This is a genomic window from Nostoc sp. (assembly GCF_036919895.1).
Taxonomy (GTDB): domain Bacteria; phylum Cyanobacteriota; class Cyanobacteriia; order Cyanobacteriales; family Nostocaceae; genus Nostoc.
The window spans coordinates 14,019-31,365 of sequence record NZ_JBALBW010000077.1 but is presented as its reverse complement, the minus strand read 5'-3'; the positions used below and the strand labels follow the sequence as shown (position 1 = coordinate 31,365).

Sequence of the window (17,347 nt, the reverse complement as noted above, 5' to 3'; positions counted from 1 at the left end):
GTGTAATATCAGGCGCTACCTGTGAAGGCAACTTCTGGAAATTTCAACTGAGCTTCGGCCATTGGACGGTTTCTGCCTTCCTCTTGCCAGTAGTTAATCACTTCTGTTGCTTTATTAAGCAACTCAACACGATCCAGGTCAGTAATCCAATGTTTGGATTCTAATTCCTTTTTTAACTCTTCCCAGGCATCATTTCTAGGCCAAAAAAAGTACTTAGTCAAAGGACTTGTACCTTTACCGACAATTTGATCCACTGCTAGAGCAACGTTTTCGTCTAACCACAGAATTTTCAAAATAAACTTGGTCAATCACACCTCCGGGAATTTCCGGGCATTACTGAACTAGGATAGCGATCGCTTATTTTAACGCAATACCCCATCAAATGACCAAACACTCATTGGATTGGTCTAGCATCCGGTTTAGTCGGCGCTAACTACAGAGGCTTAACTCGACCCCGATTTTTTATCTGAGTCACGATCTGACGTTTTATGATGATGTAAAACTATTTTGCTTCCTCCCCCATGACTCAACCAACTTCTGTAAAAGCGATCGCAATTTTCGATATTGATGGCGTTGTGCGCGATGTTAGTGGTTCATACCGCCGGGCGATCGCAGATACTGTAGAATATTTTACTACCCAAGCATATCGCCCAACCCCACTAGATATTGACCAACTGAAGTCTGAAGGCTTTTGGAATAACGATTGGGAAGCATCGCAAGAATTAATTTACCGTTACTTTGAAACCCAAAAACAGACACGTGAGCAACTGCAACTAGATTACAGTGCGATCGTTGCTTTTTTTCAATCGCGTTATCGTGGCTCAGACCCGAATAATTTTACTGGGTATATTTGTAATGAACCCTTATTATTACAACCTAGCTATTTAGAACAACTTACCCAAGCTGGGATTGCATGGGGATTTTTTAGCGGTGCAACTCGTGCTTCCGCCAACTATGTATTGGAAAAACGCCTGGGTTTGAAATCTCCGGTGTTGATTGCGATGGAAGATGCACCAGGTAAACCAGACCCCACTGGACTTTTCGTTACAGTTCGTGAGTTAGAGAAGGGAATTGAGCAAAAATTAGCGATCGTATACGTAGGAGATACGGTAGCAGATATATATACTGTCAAGAAGGCACGAGATATAGATTCTTCTCGCCCTTGGATTGGCGTAGGGGTTTTACCGCCCCATGTACAGGAAACAGCAACCCGTAGTGATGCTTATGGTGAGACACTGCTAGCAGCAGGAGCAGCAGTAGTTTTGCGTAATGTGCAAGAATTGACTCCAAAGCAGATTCAAGAATTGGTGAGTTCATCTACTTAATCTGTGTTCTAAGATTAATCCAGCTATGCGTGGATGAATGACTAGCTGATAACAATCTTGCTCCAATTTATTGGGAGATAAATAAAAATGTCTGCACATAAACTGCCTAATGGCCCTCAAACTCACCCTTGGGTACAGACATATCAATGGCTGACTAACCCAGTGGAATACATGGAAGACTGTGCTAAAAGCTATGGTGATATGTTCACTCTCCGAATTGGCCCAGTTTTTACTCCTCAAGTCTTCATTAGTAATCCTCAAGCAATTCAGCAGATTTTTGCCACAGATCCAAAACAGTTAGATTCTGGTACACCAGCAGGTTCAGGTTCGCCTTTATTGGGGCCAAATTCTCTACTATCCTTAGAAGGAAAACCTCACCAGCGCCAGCGTAAACTGCTGACACCTCCTCTACATGGGGAAAGAATGCAGGCTTATGGTGATTTAATCTGTGAAATTACCAAGCAAGTAACTAGTGAGTGGCCAGTCGGAGAAACCTTTACAGTCTTGCCATCCATGCAAGAAATCTCCTTTCAGGTGATTTTGAAGGCTGTATTTGGTCTAAAGGACGGACTTCGTTATGAAAAACTCAAAGAAATCCTGATTGCTATCCTGAATCCAAAAAGACCTATTGTGCGGGCAATACTGCTCATGTTCCCATTATTAAGACAGGATTTAGGGCCTCGTAGTCCTTGGGGAAGCTATCTACGTTTGCGGCAGGAAATGGATGATCTCATCTATGCTGAAATTCAAGAGAGGCGATCGCTTGGCGACCAGTCTCGAAGTGATATTCTGTCTTTAATGATGGCGGCTCATGATGAAGCAGGTGAGCCGATGACAGATTTGGAATTACGTGATGAGTTGATGACTTTGTTGGTTGCAGGCCATGAAACTACAGCCAGTTCTTTGGCATGGGCGCTGTACTGGATTCATCATCAGCCTGAAGTCCGGGAAAAACTGATGCAAGAACTGGATAGCCTGGGTGAGAACAAAGACCCAAACGCCATTTTCCGATTACCTTATTTGAATGCAGTTTGTTCGGAAACAATGCGCCTGTATCCAGTGGCGATGTTGGGATTAAATCGATTGGTTAAATCACCTTTAGAAATTGCAGGCTACAAATTTGACCCTGGTACTATATTGGTTCCTTGTATTTATTTGAACCATCACCGAGAAGATTTATACCCCAATTCAAAGCAGTTTCAGCCAGATCGTTTTCTAGAACGCCAATTTACTCCATCTGAATATTTGCCCTTTGGTGGTGGTAATCGTCGCTGTATTGGGATGGCATTTGCCCTATTTGAGATGAAACTGGTATTGGCAACTGTACTATCTAGTTGGCAAATGAAACTAGCTGATACAAAGCCAGTACTACCAGTTCGGAAAAGCTTCCTGTTAGCACCAGGCCGTGGTGTACCAATGATGGTAACTGGAAAGCGTCAGCAAAATCAGCCAGTTCTTGAGACTAACTTAGTGTAGAAAGTCTCATAATCAGGTGGGAGCGATTGCTCCGCTTCCCCTTTTAAGCTAATCGTCCTTTAAATTGCACAGTAATAAAAGCTGCAAACCCTCTCCCTTGCTCCATGCCCCCTGTCCCCTGCTGTCTCAATGTGCAATCTTATTTGCTTAACAGCTTATTTACTTGCTAATTACTGGATTTTCAAGAACTTATCCAAAGCTGTAACTAGGCTGGGCGGCCAACGACGGATATTTTTTACCCAGTTGATATCTTTATAGCGGCTATCAAGTCCATAAGCTGCCACCCAGTTACTCTCGGCTTCACCTTGTTCTCCATTTACCCAATATGCAGCTGTAAGGGCGGCACGCATATCAGCAAATTTGGAGTATTTACGGGCGATATTTCGCATTTCACGGATTGCTTGCTCTTTTTGACCAGTTTCATAAAGAGCGAGAGCGTAGTTAGCACGGGCGAAGGCAAAATTTGGGGCTATCTCATTAGATTTTTTGTAGTCTACGATCGCATCATCCCATTTTCCTAAACCTGCTGTGGCATTGCCGCGATTATTATACGCCATCGCATCTTTAGGATCTAGTTCTAGAACACGATTATAATCTGCGATCGCATCGTCCCATTTTTCTAACCCTTCTAATGCCGCACCCCGATTCAAATATGGATCGGTAACATTCGGCGCTAGTTCTATGGCTTTGTTATAATCTGCGATCGCCTCTTGTAACTTATTCTGGCTCACCCGCGAATTTCCCCGGTTACTCCACGCCCCTGCATTAGTGGGAAATTGCTCAATAATCTTTGTCCAGTAAGTTTCAGCCGTCGCAAAATCACCTTGATTCGTCGCTATAAACGCTTGATTTGCCCATTCATCACCTTGTTTTAACTGTTCTTGAGTAATGGGCGGCTGAGATTGTGCCATCACTGGTGTACCCCAACCAAACACAAGTAACAGACTCAGAAAAATACCAATCAACTTAATCATCTAGGTTTACCTAATTTGTCATTTGTCATTTGTCATTTGTCATTGAGCATGGGGAAGAGGAATGGAGTTCAAAGACTCATTTACGATTATCAATGCCCAATGCCTAATGCCCATAATTACAATAATGACAACTGTTCATTAGGTGGTGTGAATCCCAAATGCTTATATGCTGCCTTTGTCGCCATTCTGCCGCGATGAGTTCTAGTTAAATACCCAATCTGCATAAGGTAAGGTTCGTATACCTCTTCAATTGTTTGGGTATCTTCACCCGTTGTTGCTGCCATTGTTTCTAACCCGACTGGCCCGCCGTTAAATTGTTCAATTATCACACTCAGCATCTGACGATCTGTCCAATCTAAACCGCAAGGATCTACTTGGAATAGTTGCAATGCTTCAGATGCAACTATTTCATTAATCTCACCACATACTTTTACTTCCGCATAATCACGGACTCTTTTAAGTAATCTATTCGCAATCCGTGGTGTTCCGCGTGAGCGACGGGCAATTTCTGTAGCACCATCTTCTGTAACAGGGGTTTTGAGTAATTGAGCGGTTCGCAGTACAATTTGAGTCAGTTCGTCAACTTCGTAAAATCGGAGTTTTTGAATTAAACCGAAGCGATCGCGCAGTGGTGAAGTTAAAGCACCAACACGGGTTGTAGCTCCCACTAGGGTAAACTTTGACAGAGGCAAACTTCTGATCCGAGCGCTGGAACCCTTGCCAATTGTAATATCTAAGCGATAATCTTCCATTGCTGGATAGAGAATTTCCTCCGTCATCCGCGAGAGGCGATGAATTTCATCCACAAATAAGATATCTCCCGGCTTGAGGTTTACCAGTAGTCCGACAATATCCCGTGGACGTTCTAGGGCTGGCGCACTAGTAATTTTATAATTTACCCCCATTTCCGATGCTAAAATCATTGCCATTGTGGTTTTGCCCAATCCCGGCGGCCCATAGAGCAGCAAGTGATCTAACACTTCACTACGAGACTTAGCTGCTTTGATGGCAATATCTAGCACATCCTTTAAATCTTTTTGCCCAATGTAATCAGCAAATCGGTGTGGTCGAATACCTTCTTCTTGCTGTTCTTGCTCATCAATAGCAGCTTCCGGCTTCAAAATATTTTCTGTGGATGGTGCTTTCGCCGACTCTCGAAGCTGCTTTGGTTCTCCGTTGGGTTCTGGAGGCTGTTTTTTCGAGGAGATTATCGCCATAATTCAGCTATCTACTTTTAAGGGACTGGGGACTGGGGACTGGGGACTGGGGACTGGGGAGTAGAGAAGGGAATAGGTTACAGGTTATAGGGTACAGATTATTTATCTATAACCTGTAACCTTTCACCTCTCCCCTAATTCCAATGCCCAATACCCCATACTTGTGAAAATTTTCGTTTGGAAATACCCGCGCCAATTTAAAATTTAAATTCCGGTCAATTACCCAGAAGTACAAAAATTATTATGTTATCTAAAAGAATCTTACCGTGCTTAGATGTGAAGGCGGGACGGGTTGTAAAAGGAGTTAACTTTGTTAATCTCCAAGATGCAGGCGATCCGGTAGAACTGGCCAAGGTTTACAACGAAGCCGGTGCTGATGAGTTAGTATTTCTGGATATTACAGCTACTCATGAAGACCGAGCTACAATTTTAGATGTGGTCTACCGAACTGCTGAACAGGTCTTTATTCCATTGACTGTGGGTGGTGGCATTCAATCCTTAGAAAATGTTAAAGCTTTGTTACGAGCAGGCGCAGATAAGGTTAGTATTAATTCTGCGGCGGTGCGCGATCCAGACTTGATTAATCGGGCCAGCGATCGCTTTGGTAATCAGTGCATAGTTGTTGCTATTGATGCCAGACGCAGAAATAACCCGGAGAATCCAGGTTGGGATGTGTATGTGCGGGGTGGCAGAGAAAATACAGGCTTAGATGCCCTATTGTGGGCACAGGAAGTTGAAAAACGCGGGGCTGGAGAACTGCTAGTAACAAGTATGGATGCTGATGGAACCCAAGCTGGGTATGACATCGAAATCACACGGGCTATTGCAAACGCTGTAGAAATTCCAGTTATTGCTTCTGGTGGTGCAGGTAATTGTGAACATATCTACACCGCTTTAACCGAAGGTAAGGCTGAAGCAGCATTACTGGCATCTCTATTACATTACGGACAATTAAGCGTAGCAGAAATCAAAAATTATTTGCGCGATCGCAATGTGCCAGTCAGAACATTATCTTGACCCAACATTTCCCATTTAATGACATCCATCTAAGGTTAGACACACTTCCTGAAAAGGGTGTTAATATTATTTTACAAGTATTAACAAATATTAAGAAATATGTTGCTTCCTATTTTACTTTTTGATGTAGCCTTGGTAGCGTGGTCGCTGCACTTAATGGAAAAAGCCTATGAGAGTAAAGAATTTTCTCTAATGTTGGCTGGTACATTGGTTGCTCTGGCTGCTGCTGCCATGTTAGTAGTTTACTTTTTGATGGGGCATTGTATGACCTATTTGTTGCAAGTGTCGTTGTGAGGGTTGAATGGTAGAGGAGATATTTAAAATTTAGTTTCCACAAAAAGCTTGACAAAGTACTAGTAACTAAGCGAAAATTTACAATGGATTTTAAGGGGTTATAGCGCAGTTGGTAGCGCACCTCAATGGCATTGAGGGGGTCAGCGGTTCGAATCCGCTTAACTCCATCCTTAAACTTTAAGTCTCGTTATAGCTGTTTGTGATTGGAAGCATAATTTTTCCGTGACGGAAATGTTATGCTTCCAATTTTTTAGACTTGACAAAAACACGGACTAAATTTTTATCTTTGGCTAATACTTCCTCTCTTTTGGCTCAAACATAGTAATCGCCACTGGCCGATATTGAATGTCAATTCCTGCTGGTGAATAATAAGCCATTGTGTGTTTGAGGAAGTTAGCATCATCTCGCTGGGAATAATCTTCGCGGAAGTGTGCGCCTCGACTTTCCTGACGATTTAGGGCTGATGCTAAAATTGTCTGTCCCACTATCATCAAACTTCGCAATTCTAAGGCTTCTACAAGTTCTGTATTCCAGCAACTACCCTTATCATCTAAATAAATTTCAGGGTATTGCTGTTGTATTTCTGCTAATTTGTGTAAGCCTTCACTCATTAATGCCTCAGTGCGGAAAACACCGCAGTACTCAGTCATACAATCTTGGAAAGCCTGACGGACTTGGTTAATCCGATATTGTCCTGGTTGTTCTAGCAAAGCTTGGATTTCTTGCTGGGCTTGTCTTATGTAGCGTTGCTCATCTACAGAGGGTAACTTCCGTTTTTGGACAAATTTGGCGATCGCAGCCCCAGTTCTCTTGCCATAAACGACACATTCCAGTAGAGAATTACTACCAAGGCGATTTGCACCATGAACGGAAACACAAGATGTTTCCCCAGCCGCAAAGAAAGCATCAACTAAACCATCACCACTGCTGCGGACTTGCCCATCAGTATTAACTGGGATACCACCCATACAATAGTGAATTGTGGGACGCACTGGCATCGGTTGAGTTACCGCATCAACACCCACCAAACGATGTGCTTCTTCCCAACAAAAGGGAACGCGACTCATAATTTTTTCTTTACCCAAATGGCGGAGATCCAAATAGACAAAGGGGCCACCAGCACTACCATCGAGATGAATACCACGACTGGCGCGAATTTCATAAGCGATCGCTCGTGAGGTAATATCACGAGGAGCTAATTCCATGCGGCTGGGTGCATAATTCGCCATAAAGCGATCGCCTTCACTATTAATCAAATACGCCCCTTCACCCCGTACTGCTTCCGAAATTAGCACCCCTACGGGATATAAGCCAGTGGGATGAAATTGGACAAATTCCATATCTTCGAGGGGTAAACCTGCGATCGCAGTCATTGCCAAACCATCACCCGAAGAAGCGTAATCATTAGAGGTGGTATTATAAACGCGACCATAGCCACCTGTAGCAAACATCACGGACTTGGCTCGCACTACCTCTATATGTCCATCCAAAAGATGGAACATCACCACACCCTTCGCCTCATTTTCTTCCAAAATCAGACGCATCACGTACCATTCTTCATAAACTTGCACCCCATAACGCCGCAAATTGTTAACCAATTCGTGCAGAATCGCGTGACCGGTCTTATCGGCTGCGTAGCAAGTACGGTTGTGGGAATGTCCGCCAAAAGCTCGTTGGGCAATGCGACCATCGGGTAAACGAGAGAATAAAACGCCTAGATGTTCTAAATCAATTACCACATCTGGCGCTTCTTGGGTGAGAATTGCTACAGCATCTTGGTCTGCCAAATAATCAGAACCCTTGACAGTATCAAAAGCATGTGCTTCCCAACTATCTTGTGAATCAACATTTTTCAGTGACGCAGCCATACCACCTTGAGCCGCCACCGAGTGCGATCGAATTGGGTGGGTTTTAGCAACCACAGCAATATTTAAACTGGGGTCAGTGCGGGCAATTTCCACAGCAGCGCGACATCCCGCCAATCCACCCCCGACAATAATTACATCGTGTTCCAGCATAATTAGCCGCTCTATATATACTTGGATAAAATTAAACGTTGTTAGACGTGCTGTTCTATTGTATAGACGTAATTAATCAGGCAGTGCATTGTGGCGTTTCTACAAAAAAAATTCCCTGCCTATAGACAGGGATATTATTACAAATTTTGAAATTAGGAGTTAAAAGTTAAAACTCAAAAACTCCTGTAGAGATGCGATTAATCGCGTCTCTAACTCTTTAGCTAGTTGCTTCTACAGGTTGTTGCTGAGACACATTACCTGGCATGGGTTCCATTTTAGTTCCCGGCCCTACAGGACAGACTTCAATATGATTTAACAAGGTAGTGACAAACGCAAACAACAAGAAAGGTAGCGATAGCAAAACGACCAGACCCGCAGTTGCTAAAGCATACACAGGTCGCTTGGCACCCATTAGCGCCAAGGCAGATGCCAAACTTAGGGTAATTGTAATTAACCAAACAATTATTTGACCGTAGATATCACCAAAAGTCAGAGTACAGACAAACCGATACTTTTGAATATTATTTCCGCTCATCACATTTGCCTCAAGTCTCTCCTATATAGGTTCTACGTTAGAACCATGTTTGCTTTGTAGACAATTTCTAAATATTTTTGCAAACTTCGTAATATTGCTTCACAATTAACTTTTTTCGTTACAAACTACAATTCCTAGTCCTGTATAGCGTAAATAGACTAATATTCTCGACGGGAAGCCTTTTCCTATGGTCATCACTGCCTAATAATTCTTTCTTTCCCTTGTATTACAGTGTATACACAAGTTCTAAAAACCTAGTTTTATCGGCTGTATTACGTCGTAGCTTAAGGCGCGATGTCTACGACGGGCTACGCCTACGCAGCTTTTCAGTGCATTAGAACTATAGATAAATCCAGCAAAGTAAGGATGTGAAATCCGATTTTTTGGTGTTAAATTTTGAATGTTGCCCGAGCTTGTTGACTTAAATCAACAAAAACCTTTATTTTTCGTGGCAATTTTGTTTTAGGAGTGAATGTGAATACTATTTTTCTTCGTAAAGGTGTTTTTTGGTTGCCAGGTATAGCTGCTCTTACAATCCTGGGTAGCAGCTTATCTGCAAGTGCCCAGACGGTAGATAAGGTGAGCAGTCAGGCATTAACCGACCCTTCCGCAACCGTAGCGTCTCCCAATGAGTTTAGTACAGAACTAGACACTGTAAGTCAAAAGCTCTCTACAGAAACAACTGAAACATTTACAGCAACAAATTTAGCTGAGGTACAGCAGCCTCAAAACCTTGTCATAGAGGAAACGTCTACACCTATTCCAGGCACAGTAGCAACCTCATCTGCCACCCTAACATCTGAGCTTGTACAACCGACTTCTCAAACGACTTCTGAACCATCTGCTACCAAAGTGGCGCAATCGGATATTGATTTAGGTAGAACAAACCGTGGTGGTAGTAGCTATGTTGGGGTTGCTGCTAACATAGGTCTAAATGGTGGTGACACGTCTTTGGGTGATGGTAACTTCGCGGTAGTAAGTAAAATCGGGCTGACAAATTCTATATCGGTGCGCCCTTCAGCCATATTTGGGGACAACACCACAATTTTACTGCCGATCACCTACGATTTTACCTTCAAATCAGCAGATGCTTTTAGCGAACCGTTAGCGATCGCACCTTACGTCGGAGTAGGTGCAGCTTACAAAACTGGCGATGATTCGCAATTTGCCTTTTTGGCATCTGCTGGCATTGATGTGCCTCTAACTTCTCAATTCACAGCAACAGCCTCTGTCAATGCAGGATTTTTCGATCAAACTGATATCGGCTTGTTGTTAGGAGTTGGTTACAACTTCACTGGGTTATAAGAGTTAAGAGTTAAGAGTTAGTAATATTTCATTCATAACTCTTAACTCCTAATTCCTAATTTTCTACTTAGGGGTAACTTTGTCAATTACCTTAATTTTGCCGTCGTCTCCTACTGTCCAAACGTCGTATACACCAACAACATCGCCGTTAGCATCAACATCTACGTTGCCACTGGCTCCTTGATAATTAATCTTCTTACCATCTTTAAGTAACTTCAGCCCCTCGCAGACATCGGTAACTTCCGTACCAGGCCCATCTGCGACTTCACGGATTTTGCCGGCTATACCAACACCTGTATTTTCTGTAGCAGCTTGTGCCGCCAATGTCAACAAAGCAGCCGCATCCCAAGCTTGAGGAGCGTATTCTCCTGGTTCACCACCCTTTTTATCCTTCCACAGTTTGTTGAAAGCTTCTAGTGCTTTGCCATCAGAACCAGGTACTGTACCGATCGCTCCAGTTAAAATATATTTACCATCACTGCCTTTACCAACTTGTTCTGGAAAAGTCGGTGATTTCACTCCATCTGTCAGCAGAATCTGTACTCCCTTAGATACACCTTGCTGATAGGCAGCTTTCAAGAATAGACTGCCAGTTTCAGCATAAAGTACAGCCAGGACTGCATCTGGCTTACCAGCAAAGGCAGCAGATGCTTCTGTATCAAATGTCTGCGCTTTCGGGTCGTAGCGGACAGGCTTATCCTTATTAACGATGGTTCCACCCAATTTTTCAAAAGTTTGCACAAATGCTTTTTCAAAGCCAACGCCGTAGTCGTTATTAATCACGACTGTAGAAACTCGCTTGAAACCTTTTTTTCTGGCAAGTTGAGCTAATGCTAGTGCTTGGTAGGTATCGGGGGGAGCAGTCCGCGCCCAAAAGCCTTTAAAGTCGCCTTTCTGGGCTTTTTCAGTAAAGATGGGACTGGTACTACCAGGGGAAACCAGCATGACTTTATTAGGTACGGCAATGGAGACTGCTGCGCTAGAAACACTACTGGCAAAGGAACCAACTACACCTGCTACTTTATCTAAGGTTGCGAGTTTAGTCATACCGGCAGCACCAGCTTTCGGGTCAGTTTGGTCGTCTACTTGCACCAAGGTAACTGGTTCGCCATTCACTCCACCGCAAGCGTTGACTGTATCGACAAGTAAAGGGACAGAACCTAACATCTGCTGTCCGATAGAAGCCAAGTCGCCTGTTGTCGGTAGCAATGAACCAATTTTTAGCCCTTTCGCACTGCTTGTCGTAGTTGAGTTTGCTGCTGGGCTAGCACTACTTCCAGTGGTAGCTGTCCCATTGGGAGTACTGGTATCACCACAAGAACCAACTAGAAACCCAGTTGCGATGGTAGCTATACCGAAGGTTAAGGCGGCACTAATTTTTCTCATAAATAAACTTTCACTCCTCAAATATTTAGGAGCCTAAAATTAAGATTCAAACTAAATTTCTAAGTTAGTTGGATCTTACCAGGACTCCAAAGGATAAATCATATCATCCATCTTTGGGAGTAAAAGTGTTTACGCTTATTTGATTTTTTACTTTTGGACACAGAAAACATTCAGTGTCTTAAAAGCTGGAAAACGGAGAGGGAGGGATTCGAACCCTCGGTACGGAGTTGCCTGCCGTACAACAGATTAGCAATCTGCCGCTTTCGACCACTCAGCCACCTCTCCATGACTCACGAATATCAATGTTACCAGACTCGTTGGGAAGAGTCAATAGTTATTTTTGGGAATTGGACATCAGTCATTGGTCGTTAGTTATTTACAAAATATAAATGACTAATGACAAATGACTAATGACAAATTCAAAGAACTTGCGATCGCATCCAAGCTAAGGGTAAGGTGCGTAACTTTTTCCACTGGGGAACGAAAGCCCGTTTACTGAACACATCATAATTGTTGCGTTCAATGACCTCCAAAATCTGGCCGTACAGCATTGATGCTGCCCACACAGGCCAACGGGCATCGGATGCCAAATAAGTAATTCCCTGGTCTGATATGGTATAAAATTGGCGAGCCCGTTCAATTTGAAAGCGCATCAATGCCCGCCAACGATCGTCTACCACACCTTTGAAGAAATCTTGCTCGGTGTAGTTGAATTTTTCCAAGTCCTCAAGGGGAATGTAGATTCGTCCCCGTTTGGCATCTTCTCCCACATCCCGCAGGATGTTGGTGAGTTGATTGGCAATTCCCAGAGCGATCGCTTCTTCTGTGGGAAGATAAGGTTGTTTGTTCTGTTGCCACGGAGCGGTGAATATGGTGCTATCAACACCCATCACTTCTGTTGACATTAAGCCAACAGTGCCAGCAACGCGGTAACAGTAGAGGTATAAGTCCTCAAAGGTTTCATAACGACTGCGATATAAGTCCATGCGTTGACCGGCAATCATATCCCGAAAGGGCTGAATGTCCATCGGAAAGCGCTGGAGGGTATCAACTAAAGCGACATCGTAATTTTCTAATGGTCGTCCCGCAAAAATAGATTCCAGCTGCTGTTCCCATAGGTCTAGGGTTTCTGGCGTGGTAATAGCAGAGGCGGGCCCATCCACTAATTCATCTGTACGGCGACACCAAGCGTAAATTGACCAAATAGATTGACGTTTTACCGGACTCATTAGCAAAGTACCCAGGTAAAAAGTCTTGGCATACTTTGCTGTGAGATGTCGGCAAAGTTTGTATGACTCGTCTACAGAGACCAGCGTTTTCATGCGCGGGGGGGAATCAGGCAGTTGCAGCATTCGTTGCGGGCGGTCGGGTGAGCGTTTGCAGGTTTGAGGAATTTGCTACCGGGAGAGCCTCAGAAATTGCCTGCGCTGTCAGCTTACCAGAAAGTACGGCACCTTCCATACTGCCTAAGTAGCGTTGCATGGTATAACTTCCAGCGAGATAGAAGTTGGCAATGGGCGTAACTTGTGCAGGACGGTACTGTTGACGACCGGGGGTCGCTTTGTAAACTGAACGCGGCGTTTTCACCACATGAGATTTTAGCAATGTTACTGGGTTGTCTCCCCCAAAATGGTCTGGGAAAAGTTTTTCCAACTCAGCAAGCGTTGCAGCCACAATCTCCTCATCGGATTTGGCAATCCAATCTTTTGCCGGAGCTAGAACTAATTCCAGCATTGAGCGATTGGGGTTGGCGTATTCACGGCAGGTATTGCTCATATCAGCATAAACGCTTAGGAGGGGCGATCGCGAAAAAAGTAGGTGATCAATTTCTGTAAGTTTCCGATCAAACCACAGATGCAGGTTAATCACTGGTACTCCTTCCAAACCTTCCAGCTTTTGAAAAAACTCCATCAGCTTCCAAGGTTTAGGTAACATGACTTTCAAAGGGTCAACTGAAATGGCAGATACATAGGCATCAGCCGTCACAACTTCATCTTCTGCGCCATTTAACCCTCTAATCAAGTATCCCTTCACCGTGCCATCGGCGTTGAGCAAAATTTCTTTCAAAGGGACATTTAACCGCACTTCTCCACCGCGTTCTGTGATGTAATCTACGATGGGGCTGCATAGACGTTCTGTGGGAGAACCATCCAAAAATGCAATCTTTGAGCCATATCGTTCTTGCAGAAAGCGATTCAGTGCAGTTAAGAGAATCGTTGCTGAAACTTCATCAGGATTGATAAAGGTGAGGGCTTTACATGCGGCGATAAAAACGTCACTAGTTACCCGCTCGTCTACACCTTGCCTTTTCAACCAATCTAAGAAGCTGTATTTATCCATCTCTTCAACATACTTTTGACCCCGAACCACTGCGGGAAGTAGGCCAACTGCAAATCTAATCTTCTGCTCCCAAGTCAACATGTCTTTGTTGCGAAGAATCGATGCAATGACGTTGAAAGGAGATGGAATATCTGGAACATCAAAACGTGAGAGTGTCCCAGGTTTGTCTGGTTGATTGAAAATGAGTGTATGCTCTTTCCACTGGAGTCTATCTTCAATGCCCAACTCCTTGAGCATTTGGAGCATATTCGGATATGCCCCAAAGAAGGCGTGTAACCCGGTTTCGTACCAGTCGCCGTCAGAGTCTTTCCACGCCGCAACCAGACCACCCAGTACGTCCCGGCTTTCCAAGACAATGGGAGTATGACCTGCATCCGTGAGATATTTCGCGCAGGAAAGCCCTGCTAGTCCCGCTCCCGCGATCGCTACTCGCATTTAACCTTAATGCCCTTCAATATTTCTTAATGGTTTTATCGTTCTCATTATACGTTGCAAACTGTTACATTTGGCGGTGATTGTGCGATCGCTTCCCCAAAAAACTTTTGCCCAAGGGAATTTTCCCTACATACACTTGCCTAGCAAAATTACCAACACCATTATTAGCAATAGGTTTTGGCGAATATTTTATCTAAATTTACGTGTAGGAAATTTCGGGAAATCAAAGTAATTCCTTTGACTTAAAATATCTAATATCAAAAGTAGTTGATTTCTTTTCAAATCTGTGTATCCGATCTGAGAAAATATCTAGTGAACTGGTTATAGACTGCTATTAAAAAACTCAGTTAGGTAAAAAATTATGAGTGGATCGCAGGAATTAAAACGCTTTGGACATCATCTGATTCTAGGGATTTCTGGCACGATATTAAGCGATGATGATAAACGCGCACTCAGTGAATTAAAGCCGATTGGGGTGATATTTTTTGCTAAAAACTTTTTGGATGGCAGTCCATATCAAGTTTGGCTAGAAAGCTTCAAGTATTTAAACAGTCAGATACGAGAATATACTGAACGTGATTCGATGTTTCTAACTCTGGATCATGAAGGAGGGCGTGTCATTCGCACACCAATGCCGATTACGCGATTTCCTCATGCGTTGTTGCTGCGATCGCACGCCCCCGAAGTAGCAAAAGCCACAGCAGTAGAACTAAAATCACTGGGAATTAATTTATCTTGGGCACCTGTAGCAGATGTTTTTTCCCATCCCAACAATCCTGTGATTGGCCCTCGCGCCTTTGGTAATACTCCCGAAATCGCTGCAAAATATGCCCGTGACTACTACCTTGGACTTCAAGAATCAGGAATTTTGGGATGCGCCAAACACTTCCCTGGACATGGAGACACCAGCAAAGACTCTCACATTGAGCTACCAATACTAAATTTAACTTTAGAAGACCTGCGACTTCGAGAACTCGTACCTTTCAAAGCCCTAATCGAAGTCCAGATTCCTTTAATTATGACTGCCCATATCTTATTTCCCAGAATAGATGCTGATGTGCCAGCAACCCTTTCCGAGGCTATCCTCAAAACCATACTCAGAGAGGAACTTGGCTTTAAAGGAGTAGTTGTATCTGACGATTTGGATATGAAAGCGATCTCAGATATGTTTATGAAAGCTGGTACTGTGGCGCGATCGCTTCATGCAGGTTGCGACTTGTTTATTGTTTCGCGCAATATTAATTCATCATCTCTTGAAAGAACCTATCAGATTGCTGAAGATTTCGTCCAATCCCTCAGCAAGGGTAGTTTAGACGAATCAGTAGTGGAAGCATCCAGAGAAAGAATTGATAAACTACTGGCAATAACACCACAATATTCCGTAGAAGTTTTGGATAAAAATGTATTATTGCGACATAGTGAACTGGCGATCGCTAGTTGCTATTCATAAATGGGTGGTATAGGGGTCGAACCTATTTCTGCGAGTTAAAAGCTCGCTGCACAGCCGGTATGCCAACCACCCTAGTTAATTTAAAAAATGAGTTGGTGCGATCGGATATTTTTTACATCGCAAGCCCATCAACACAAACACCAGTAGTCTGTCAAGAAATAATTGACGAATAAATTTTCTGTAGAGACGGCGATTTATCGCGTCTCTCCAACCGTCAGTCAAAATGGGTTTAACAGACCACTAGATATAAATCCACCTGGGAGGTCCTGCCCCTCCTATTTCTGTGTTATCAGCACAGCGCCTCACTTTTCGGCTTCAGGTGGAAAAAAGGAAGATGGAGGAATCGAACCCCTACAGTTGCCCATACTCTGGTTTTCAAGACCAGTTGCTGTCCATTCAGCAGCATCTTCCATTGAGGGGTGTCTGACCGGACTTGAACCGGCTATTACTGGTTCCACAAACCAGCGCCTCGACCACTTTGGCTTCAGACACCATCAATGGAATCAATGGGAATTGAACCCATAACCTCCTGCTTGCAAGGCAGGCGCTCTAGCCATTTGAGCTATGACCCCATAAAAATTCAAAATTCAAAATTAAAGACATTTTCAAGCGGGAGTGGTAGGACTTGAACCTACAACTTTCGAGGTAGAAGCTCGAAGCTCTATTCCATTGAGCTACACTCCCAAGATTTGGTAGTCCTGGCAGGAATTGAACCTGCGACATTCTTCTTGTAAGGAAGACACTCTACCAATTGAGTTACAGGACTACGCAAGCGAGTGGAGGGACTTGAACCCACGCACTGAGTATGGCGTACTCAGATGCTACCGATTACATCACACCCGCATCAATCAAGCTGGTAACAGGAATTGAACCTGCAACCTACTGATTACAAGTCAGTTGCTCTGCCAATTGAGCTACACCAGCACTAATTTTGGTGACGGGGGCAGGAGTCGAACCTGCTGATGTTCAGGTTATGAGCCTGACGAGCCACCGTTGCTCTATCCCCGCATATTCACCAATACCCCTGACTGGATTTGAACCAGCAACCTCTTCGTTCTAAGCGAAGCGCCTCTTCCATTGGGCTACAAGGGCAAAATCTGAGTGACACGGATTAAACCTGTGTCCTGGAGTTCCCGAAACTCCCGCGCTCCCAACTGCGCTACACCCAGATATTTTGGTACTCTCGACAGGATTTGAACCTGCAAAAAACTAGATCCTCGGTCTAGTGCGTCTTCCGTTCCGCCACGAGAGCATTGAGTACCCCTGACAGGATTTGAACCTGCAAAATCTGAACTCTGATTCCAGCACGTATGCCAGTTCCGTCACAGGGGCATATCGGGATGGCAGGATTTGAACCTGCGACTCCATGCTCCCAAAGCATGGCTTCTGGCCACTGAATTACATCCCGTTAGTACTCCTGGTGGGAGTCGAACCCACAACTAAACAGATTTTAAGTCTGCCACCTCTTCCAATTGGGCTACAGGAGCAAGTTTTGGTACTCTTGGTGGGAATTGAACCCACAACATACCGTTTTTGAGACGGCAGCCTCTGACAGTTGGGCTACAAGAGCAGAGT

14 protein-coding genes and 18 tRNA genes are annotated in these 17,347 nt (G+C 44.0%); 7 read left to right on the top strand and 25 right to left on the bottom strand.

Features of this window, described 5'->3' with window-relative positions; genetic code table 11:
- Positions 1-8: 8 nt before the first annotated feature.
- On the bottom strand, positions 9-308 hold the full coding sequence (locus tag V7K55_RS15225; protein WP_012410744.1) for a 30S ribosomal protein PSRP-3: 300 nt from the start codon (positions 306-308) through the stop codon (positions 9-11).
- 213 nt (positions 309-521) lie between these two features.
- Between V7K55_RS15225 and V7K55_RS15220 the strand changes: the two genes are divergently transcribed.
- Positions 522-1,325, top strand: a complete 804-nt coding sequence (locus tag V7K55_RS15220; protein ID WP_334832611.1) for a TIGR01548 family HAD-type hydrolase — start codon at positions 522-524, stop codon at positions 1,323-1,325.
- A gap of 87 nt (positions 1,326-1,412) precedes the next feature.
- Positions 1,413-2,801, top strand: a complete 1,389-nt coding sequence (locus tag V7K55_RS15215) for a cytochrome P450 (RefSeq protein WP_334832609.1) — start codon at positions 1,413-1,415, stop codon at positions 2,799-2,801.
- A 170-nt stretch (positions 2,802-2,971) separates the two neighbouring features.
- Here the strand turns inward: V7K55_RS15215 and V7K55_RS15210 are convergent, their stop codons facing one another.
- Complete coding sequence (locus V7K55_RS15210; RefSeq protein WP_334832607.1) at positions 2,972-3,775, bottom strand: tetratricopeptide repeat protein; 804 nt, start codon at positions 3,773-3,775, stop codon at positions 2,972-2,974.
- 116 nt (positions 3,776-3,891) lie between these two features.
- Complete coding sequence (ruvB, locus tag V7K55_RS15205; RefSeq protein ID WP_334832605.1) at positions 3,892-4,992, bottom strand: Holliday junction branch migration DNA helicase RuvB; 1,101 nt, start codon at positions 4,990-4,992, stop codon at positions 3,892-3,894.
- A 243-nt stretch (positions 4,993-5,235) separates the two neighbouring features.
- On the opposite strand from ruvB, the gene hisF reads away from it, so the two are divergent.
- The 3 genes from hisF (at position 5,236) to V7K55_RS15190 (ending at position 6,470) form a co-directional block, all read left to right on the top strand.
- Positions 5,236-6,009: an imidazole glycerol phosphate synthase subunit HisF gene (gene hisF, locus V7K55_RS15200; RefSeq protein WP_114081963.1), complete on the top strand. Its 774-nt coding sequence runs from the start codon at positions 5,236-5,238 to the stop codon at positions 6,007-6,009.
- 99 nt (positions 6,010-6,108) lie between these two features.
- Positions 6,109-6,303 (top strand): hypothetical protein, encoded by a 195-nt coding sequence (locus V7K55_RS15195; RefSeq protein ID WP_012410736.1) that lies wholly within the window; start codon positions 6,109-6,111, stop codon positions 6,301-6,303.
- A gap of 94 nt (positions 6,304-6,397) precedes the next feature.
- A tRNA-Ala gene (locus V7K55_RS15190) sits at positions 6,398-6,470 on the top strand.
- A 123-nt stretch (positions 6,471-6,593) separates the two neighbouring features.
- On the opposite strand, the gene V7K55_RS15185 is transcribed toward V7K55_RS15190, so the two are convergent.
- Together V7K55_RS15185 and V7K55_RS15180 are read right to left on the bottom strand one after the other, a co-directional pair.
- A complete protein-coding gene (locus V7K55_RS15185) occupies positions 6,594-8,321 on the bottom strand; it encodes a succinate dehydrogenase/fumarate reductase flavoprotein subunit (RefSeq protein WP_334832602.1) in 1,728 nt (575 codons plus the stop codon).
- A 217-nt stretch (positions 8,322-8,538) separates the two neighbouring features.
- On the bottom strand, positions 8,539-8,856 hold the full coding sequence (locus tag V7K55_RS15180; RefSeq protein WP_334832600.1) for a hypothetical protein: 318 nt from the start codon (positions 8,854-8,856) through the stop codon (positions 8,539-8,541).
- A 474-nt stretch (positions 8,857-9,330) separates the two neighbouring features.
- Here V7K55_RS15180 and V7K55_RS15175 point away from each other — a divergent pair, with 474 nt between their 5' ends.
- Positions 9,331-10,161, top strand: coding sequence for a hypothetical protein (locus V7K55_RS15175; RefSeq protein WP_334832598.1), 831 nt, complete (start codon positions 9,331-9,333; stop codon positions 10,159-10,161).
- A 63-nt stretch (positions 10,162-10,224) separates the two neighbouring features.
- Here V7K55_RS15175 and V7K55_RS15170 read toward each other — a convergent pair whose 3' ends face one another.
- The 4 genes from V7K55_RS15170 to pds all read right to left on the bottom strand — a co-directional run bounded on the left by V7K55_RS15170 (position 10,225) and on the right by pds (position 14,322).
- Positions 10,225-11,547 (bottom strand): ABC transporter substrate-binding protein, encoded by a 1,323-nt coding sequence (locus tag V7K55_RS15170; RefSeq protein WP_334832596.1) that lies wholly within the window; start codon positions 11,545-11,547, stop codon positions 10,225-10,227.
- Between the two features lie 193 nt (positions 11,548-11,740).
- Positions 11,741-11,832, bottom strand: a tRNA-Ser gene (locus V7K55_RS15165).
- Positions 11,833-11,966: 134 nt separating this feature from the next.
- Positions 11,967-12,899, bottom strand: coding sequence for a 15-cis-phytoene synthase CrtB (gene crtB, locus V7K55_RS15160; RefSeq protein WP_334832594.1), 933 nt, complete (start codon positions 12,897-12,899; stop codon positions 11,967-11,969).
- Positions 12,883-14,322, bottom strand: a complete 1,440-nt coding sequence (gene pds, locus V7K55_RS15155; RefSeq protein ID WP_334832592.1) for a 15-cis-phytoene desaturase — start codon at positions 14,320-14,322, stop codon at positions 12,883-12,885. Before pds ends, crtB begins: the two co-directional genes overlap by 17 nt.
- 361 nt (positions 14,323-14,683) lie before the next feature.
- On the opposite strand from pds, the gene nagZ reads away from it, so the two are divergent.
- On the top strand, positions 14,684-15,772 hold the full coding sequence (gene nagZ, locus V7K55_RS15150) for a beta-N-acetylhexosaminidase (protein WP_334832590.1): 1,089 nt from the start codon (positions 14,684-14,686) through the stop codon (positions 15,770-15,772).
- A 1-nt stretch (position 15,773) separates the two neighbouring features.
- On the opposite strand, the gene V7K55_RS15145 is transcribed toward nagZ, so the two are convergent.
- From V7K55_RS15145 to V7K55_RS15070, 16 genes are all read right to left on the bottom strand, one after another.
- A tRNA-Lys gene (locus V7K55_RS15145) sits at positions 15,774-15,844 on the bottom strand.
- A 256-nt stretch (positions 15,845-16,100) separates the two neighbouring features.
- A tRNA-Ser gene (locus tag V7K55_RS15140) sits at positions 16,101-16,183 on the bottom strand.
- Between the two features lie 7 nt (positions 16,184-16,190).
- Positions 16,191-16,264 (bottom strand) — tRNA-His (locus tag V7K55_RS15135).
- A 6-nt stretch (positions 16,265-16,270) separates the two neighbouring features.
- Positions 16,271-16,344, bottom strand: a tRNA-Ala gene (locus tag V7K55_RS15130).
- Between the two features lie 38 nt (positions 16,345-16,382).
- Positions 16,383-16,456 (bottom strand) — tRNA-Arg (locus V7K55_RS15125).
- 6 nt (positions 16,457-16,462) lie between these two features.
- A tRNA-Val gene (locus V7K55_RS15120) sits at positions 16,463-16,538 on the bottom strand.
- Positions 16,539-16,543: 5 nt separating this feature from the next.
- A tRNA-Gly gene (locus tag V7K55_RS15115) sits at positions 16,544-16,615 on the bottom strand.
- 8 nt (positions 16,616-16,623) lie between these two features.
- A tRNA-Thr gene (locus V7K55_RS15110) sits at positions 16,624-16,696 on the bottom strand.
- An 8-nt stretch (positions 16,697-16,704) separates the two neighbouring features.
- Positions 16,705-16,781 (bottom strand) — tRNA-Met (locus V7K55_RS15105).
- A gap of 10 nt (positions 16,782-16,791) precedes the next feature.
- Positions 16,792-16,864, bottom strand: a tRNA-Leu gene (locus V7K55_RS15100).
- Positions 16,865-16,868: 4 nt separating this feature from the next.
- A tRNA-Pro gene (locus V7K55_RS15095) sits at positions 16,869-16,941 on the bottom strand.
- Positions 16,942-16,947: 6 nt separating this feature from the next.
- A tRNA-Leu gene (locus V7K55_RS15090) sits at positions 16,948-17,024 on the bottom strand.
- A 6-nt stretch (positions 17,025-17,030) separates the two neighbouring features.
- Positions 17,031-17,104: transfer RNA gene (locus V7K55_RS15085), tRNA-Leu, on the bottom strand.
- A 3-nt stretch (positions 17,105-17,107) separates the two neighbouring features.
- A tRNA-Pro gene (locus V7K55_RS15080) sits at positions 17,108-17,180 on the bottom strand.
- Positions 17,181-17,184: 4 nt separating this feature from the next.
- A tRNA-Leu gene (locus tag V7K55_RS15075) sits at positions 17,185-17,259 on the bottom strand.
- A 6-nt stretch (positions 17,260-17,265) separates the two neighbouring features.
- Positions 17,266-17,342: transfer RNA gene (locus tag V7K55_RS15070), tRNA-Leu, on the bottom strand.
- Positions 17,343-17,347: the final 5 nt, after the last annotated feature.

Excerpts from the sequence above, each read along its gene's own strand:
- V7K55_RS15220 (WP_334832611.1), top strand. The coding sequence starts at position 522 with ATGACTCAACCAACTTCTGTAAAAGCGATCGCAATTTTCGATATTGAT.
- V7K55_RS15215 (WP_334832609.1), top strand. The coding sequence starts at position 1,413 with ATGTCTGCACATAAACTGCCTAATGGCCCTCAAACTCACCCTTGGGTA.
- V7K55_RS15210 (WP_334832607.1), bottom strand. The coding sequence starts at position 3,775 with ATGATTAAGTTGATTGGTATTTTTCTGAGTCTGTTACTTGTGTTTGGT.
- ruvB (WP_334832605.1), bottom strand. The coding sequence starts at position 4,992 with ATGGCGATAATCTCCTCGAAAAAACAGCCTCCAGAACCCAACGGAGAA.
- hisF (WP_114081963.1), top strand. The coding sequence starts at position 5,236 with ATGTTATCTAAAAGAATCTTACCGTGCTTAGATGTGAAGGCGGGACGG.
- V7K55_RS15195 (WP_012410736.1), top strand. The coding sequence starts at position 6,109 with ATGTTGCTTCCTATTTTACTTTTTGATGTAGCCTTGGTAGCGTGGTCG.
- V7K55_RS15185 (WP_334832602.1), bottom strand. The coding sequence starts at position 8,321 with ATGCTGGAACACGATGTAATTATTGTCGGGGGTGGATTGGCGGGATGT.
- V7K55_RS15180 (WP_334832600.1), bottom strand. The coding sequence starts at position 8,856 with ATGAGCGGAAATAATATTCAAAAGTATCGGTTTGTCTGTACTCTGACT.
- V7K55_RS15170 (WP_334832596.1), bottom strand. The coding sequence starts at position 11,547 with ATGAGAAAAATTAGTGCCGCCTTAACCTTCGGTATAGCTACCATCGCA.
- crtB (WP_334832594.1), bottom strand. The coding sequence starts at position 12,899 with ATGCTGCAACTGCCTGATTCCCCCCCGCGCATGAAAACGCTGGTCTCT.
- pds (WP_334832592.1), bottom strand. The coding sequence starts at position 14,322 with ATGCGAGTAGCGATCGCGGGAGCGGGACTAGCAGGGCTTTCCTGCGCG.
- nagZ (WP_334832590.1), top strand. The coding sequence starts at position 14,684 with ATGAGTGGATCGCAGGAATTAAAACGCTTTGGACATCATCTGATTCTA.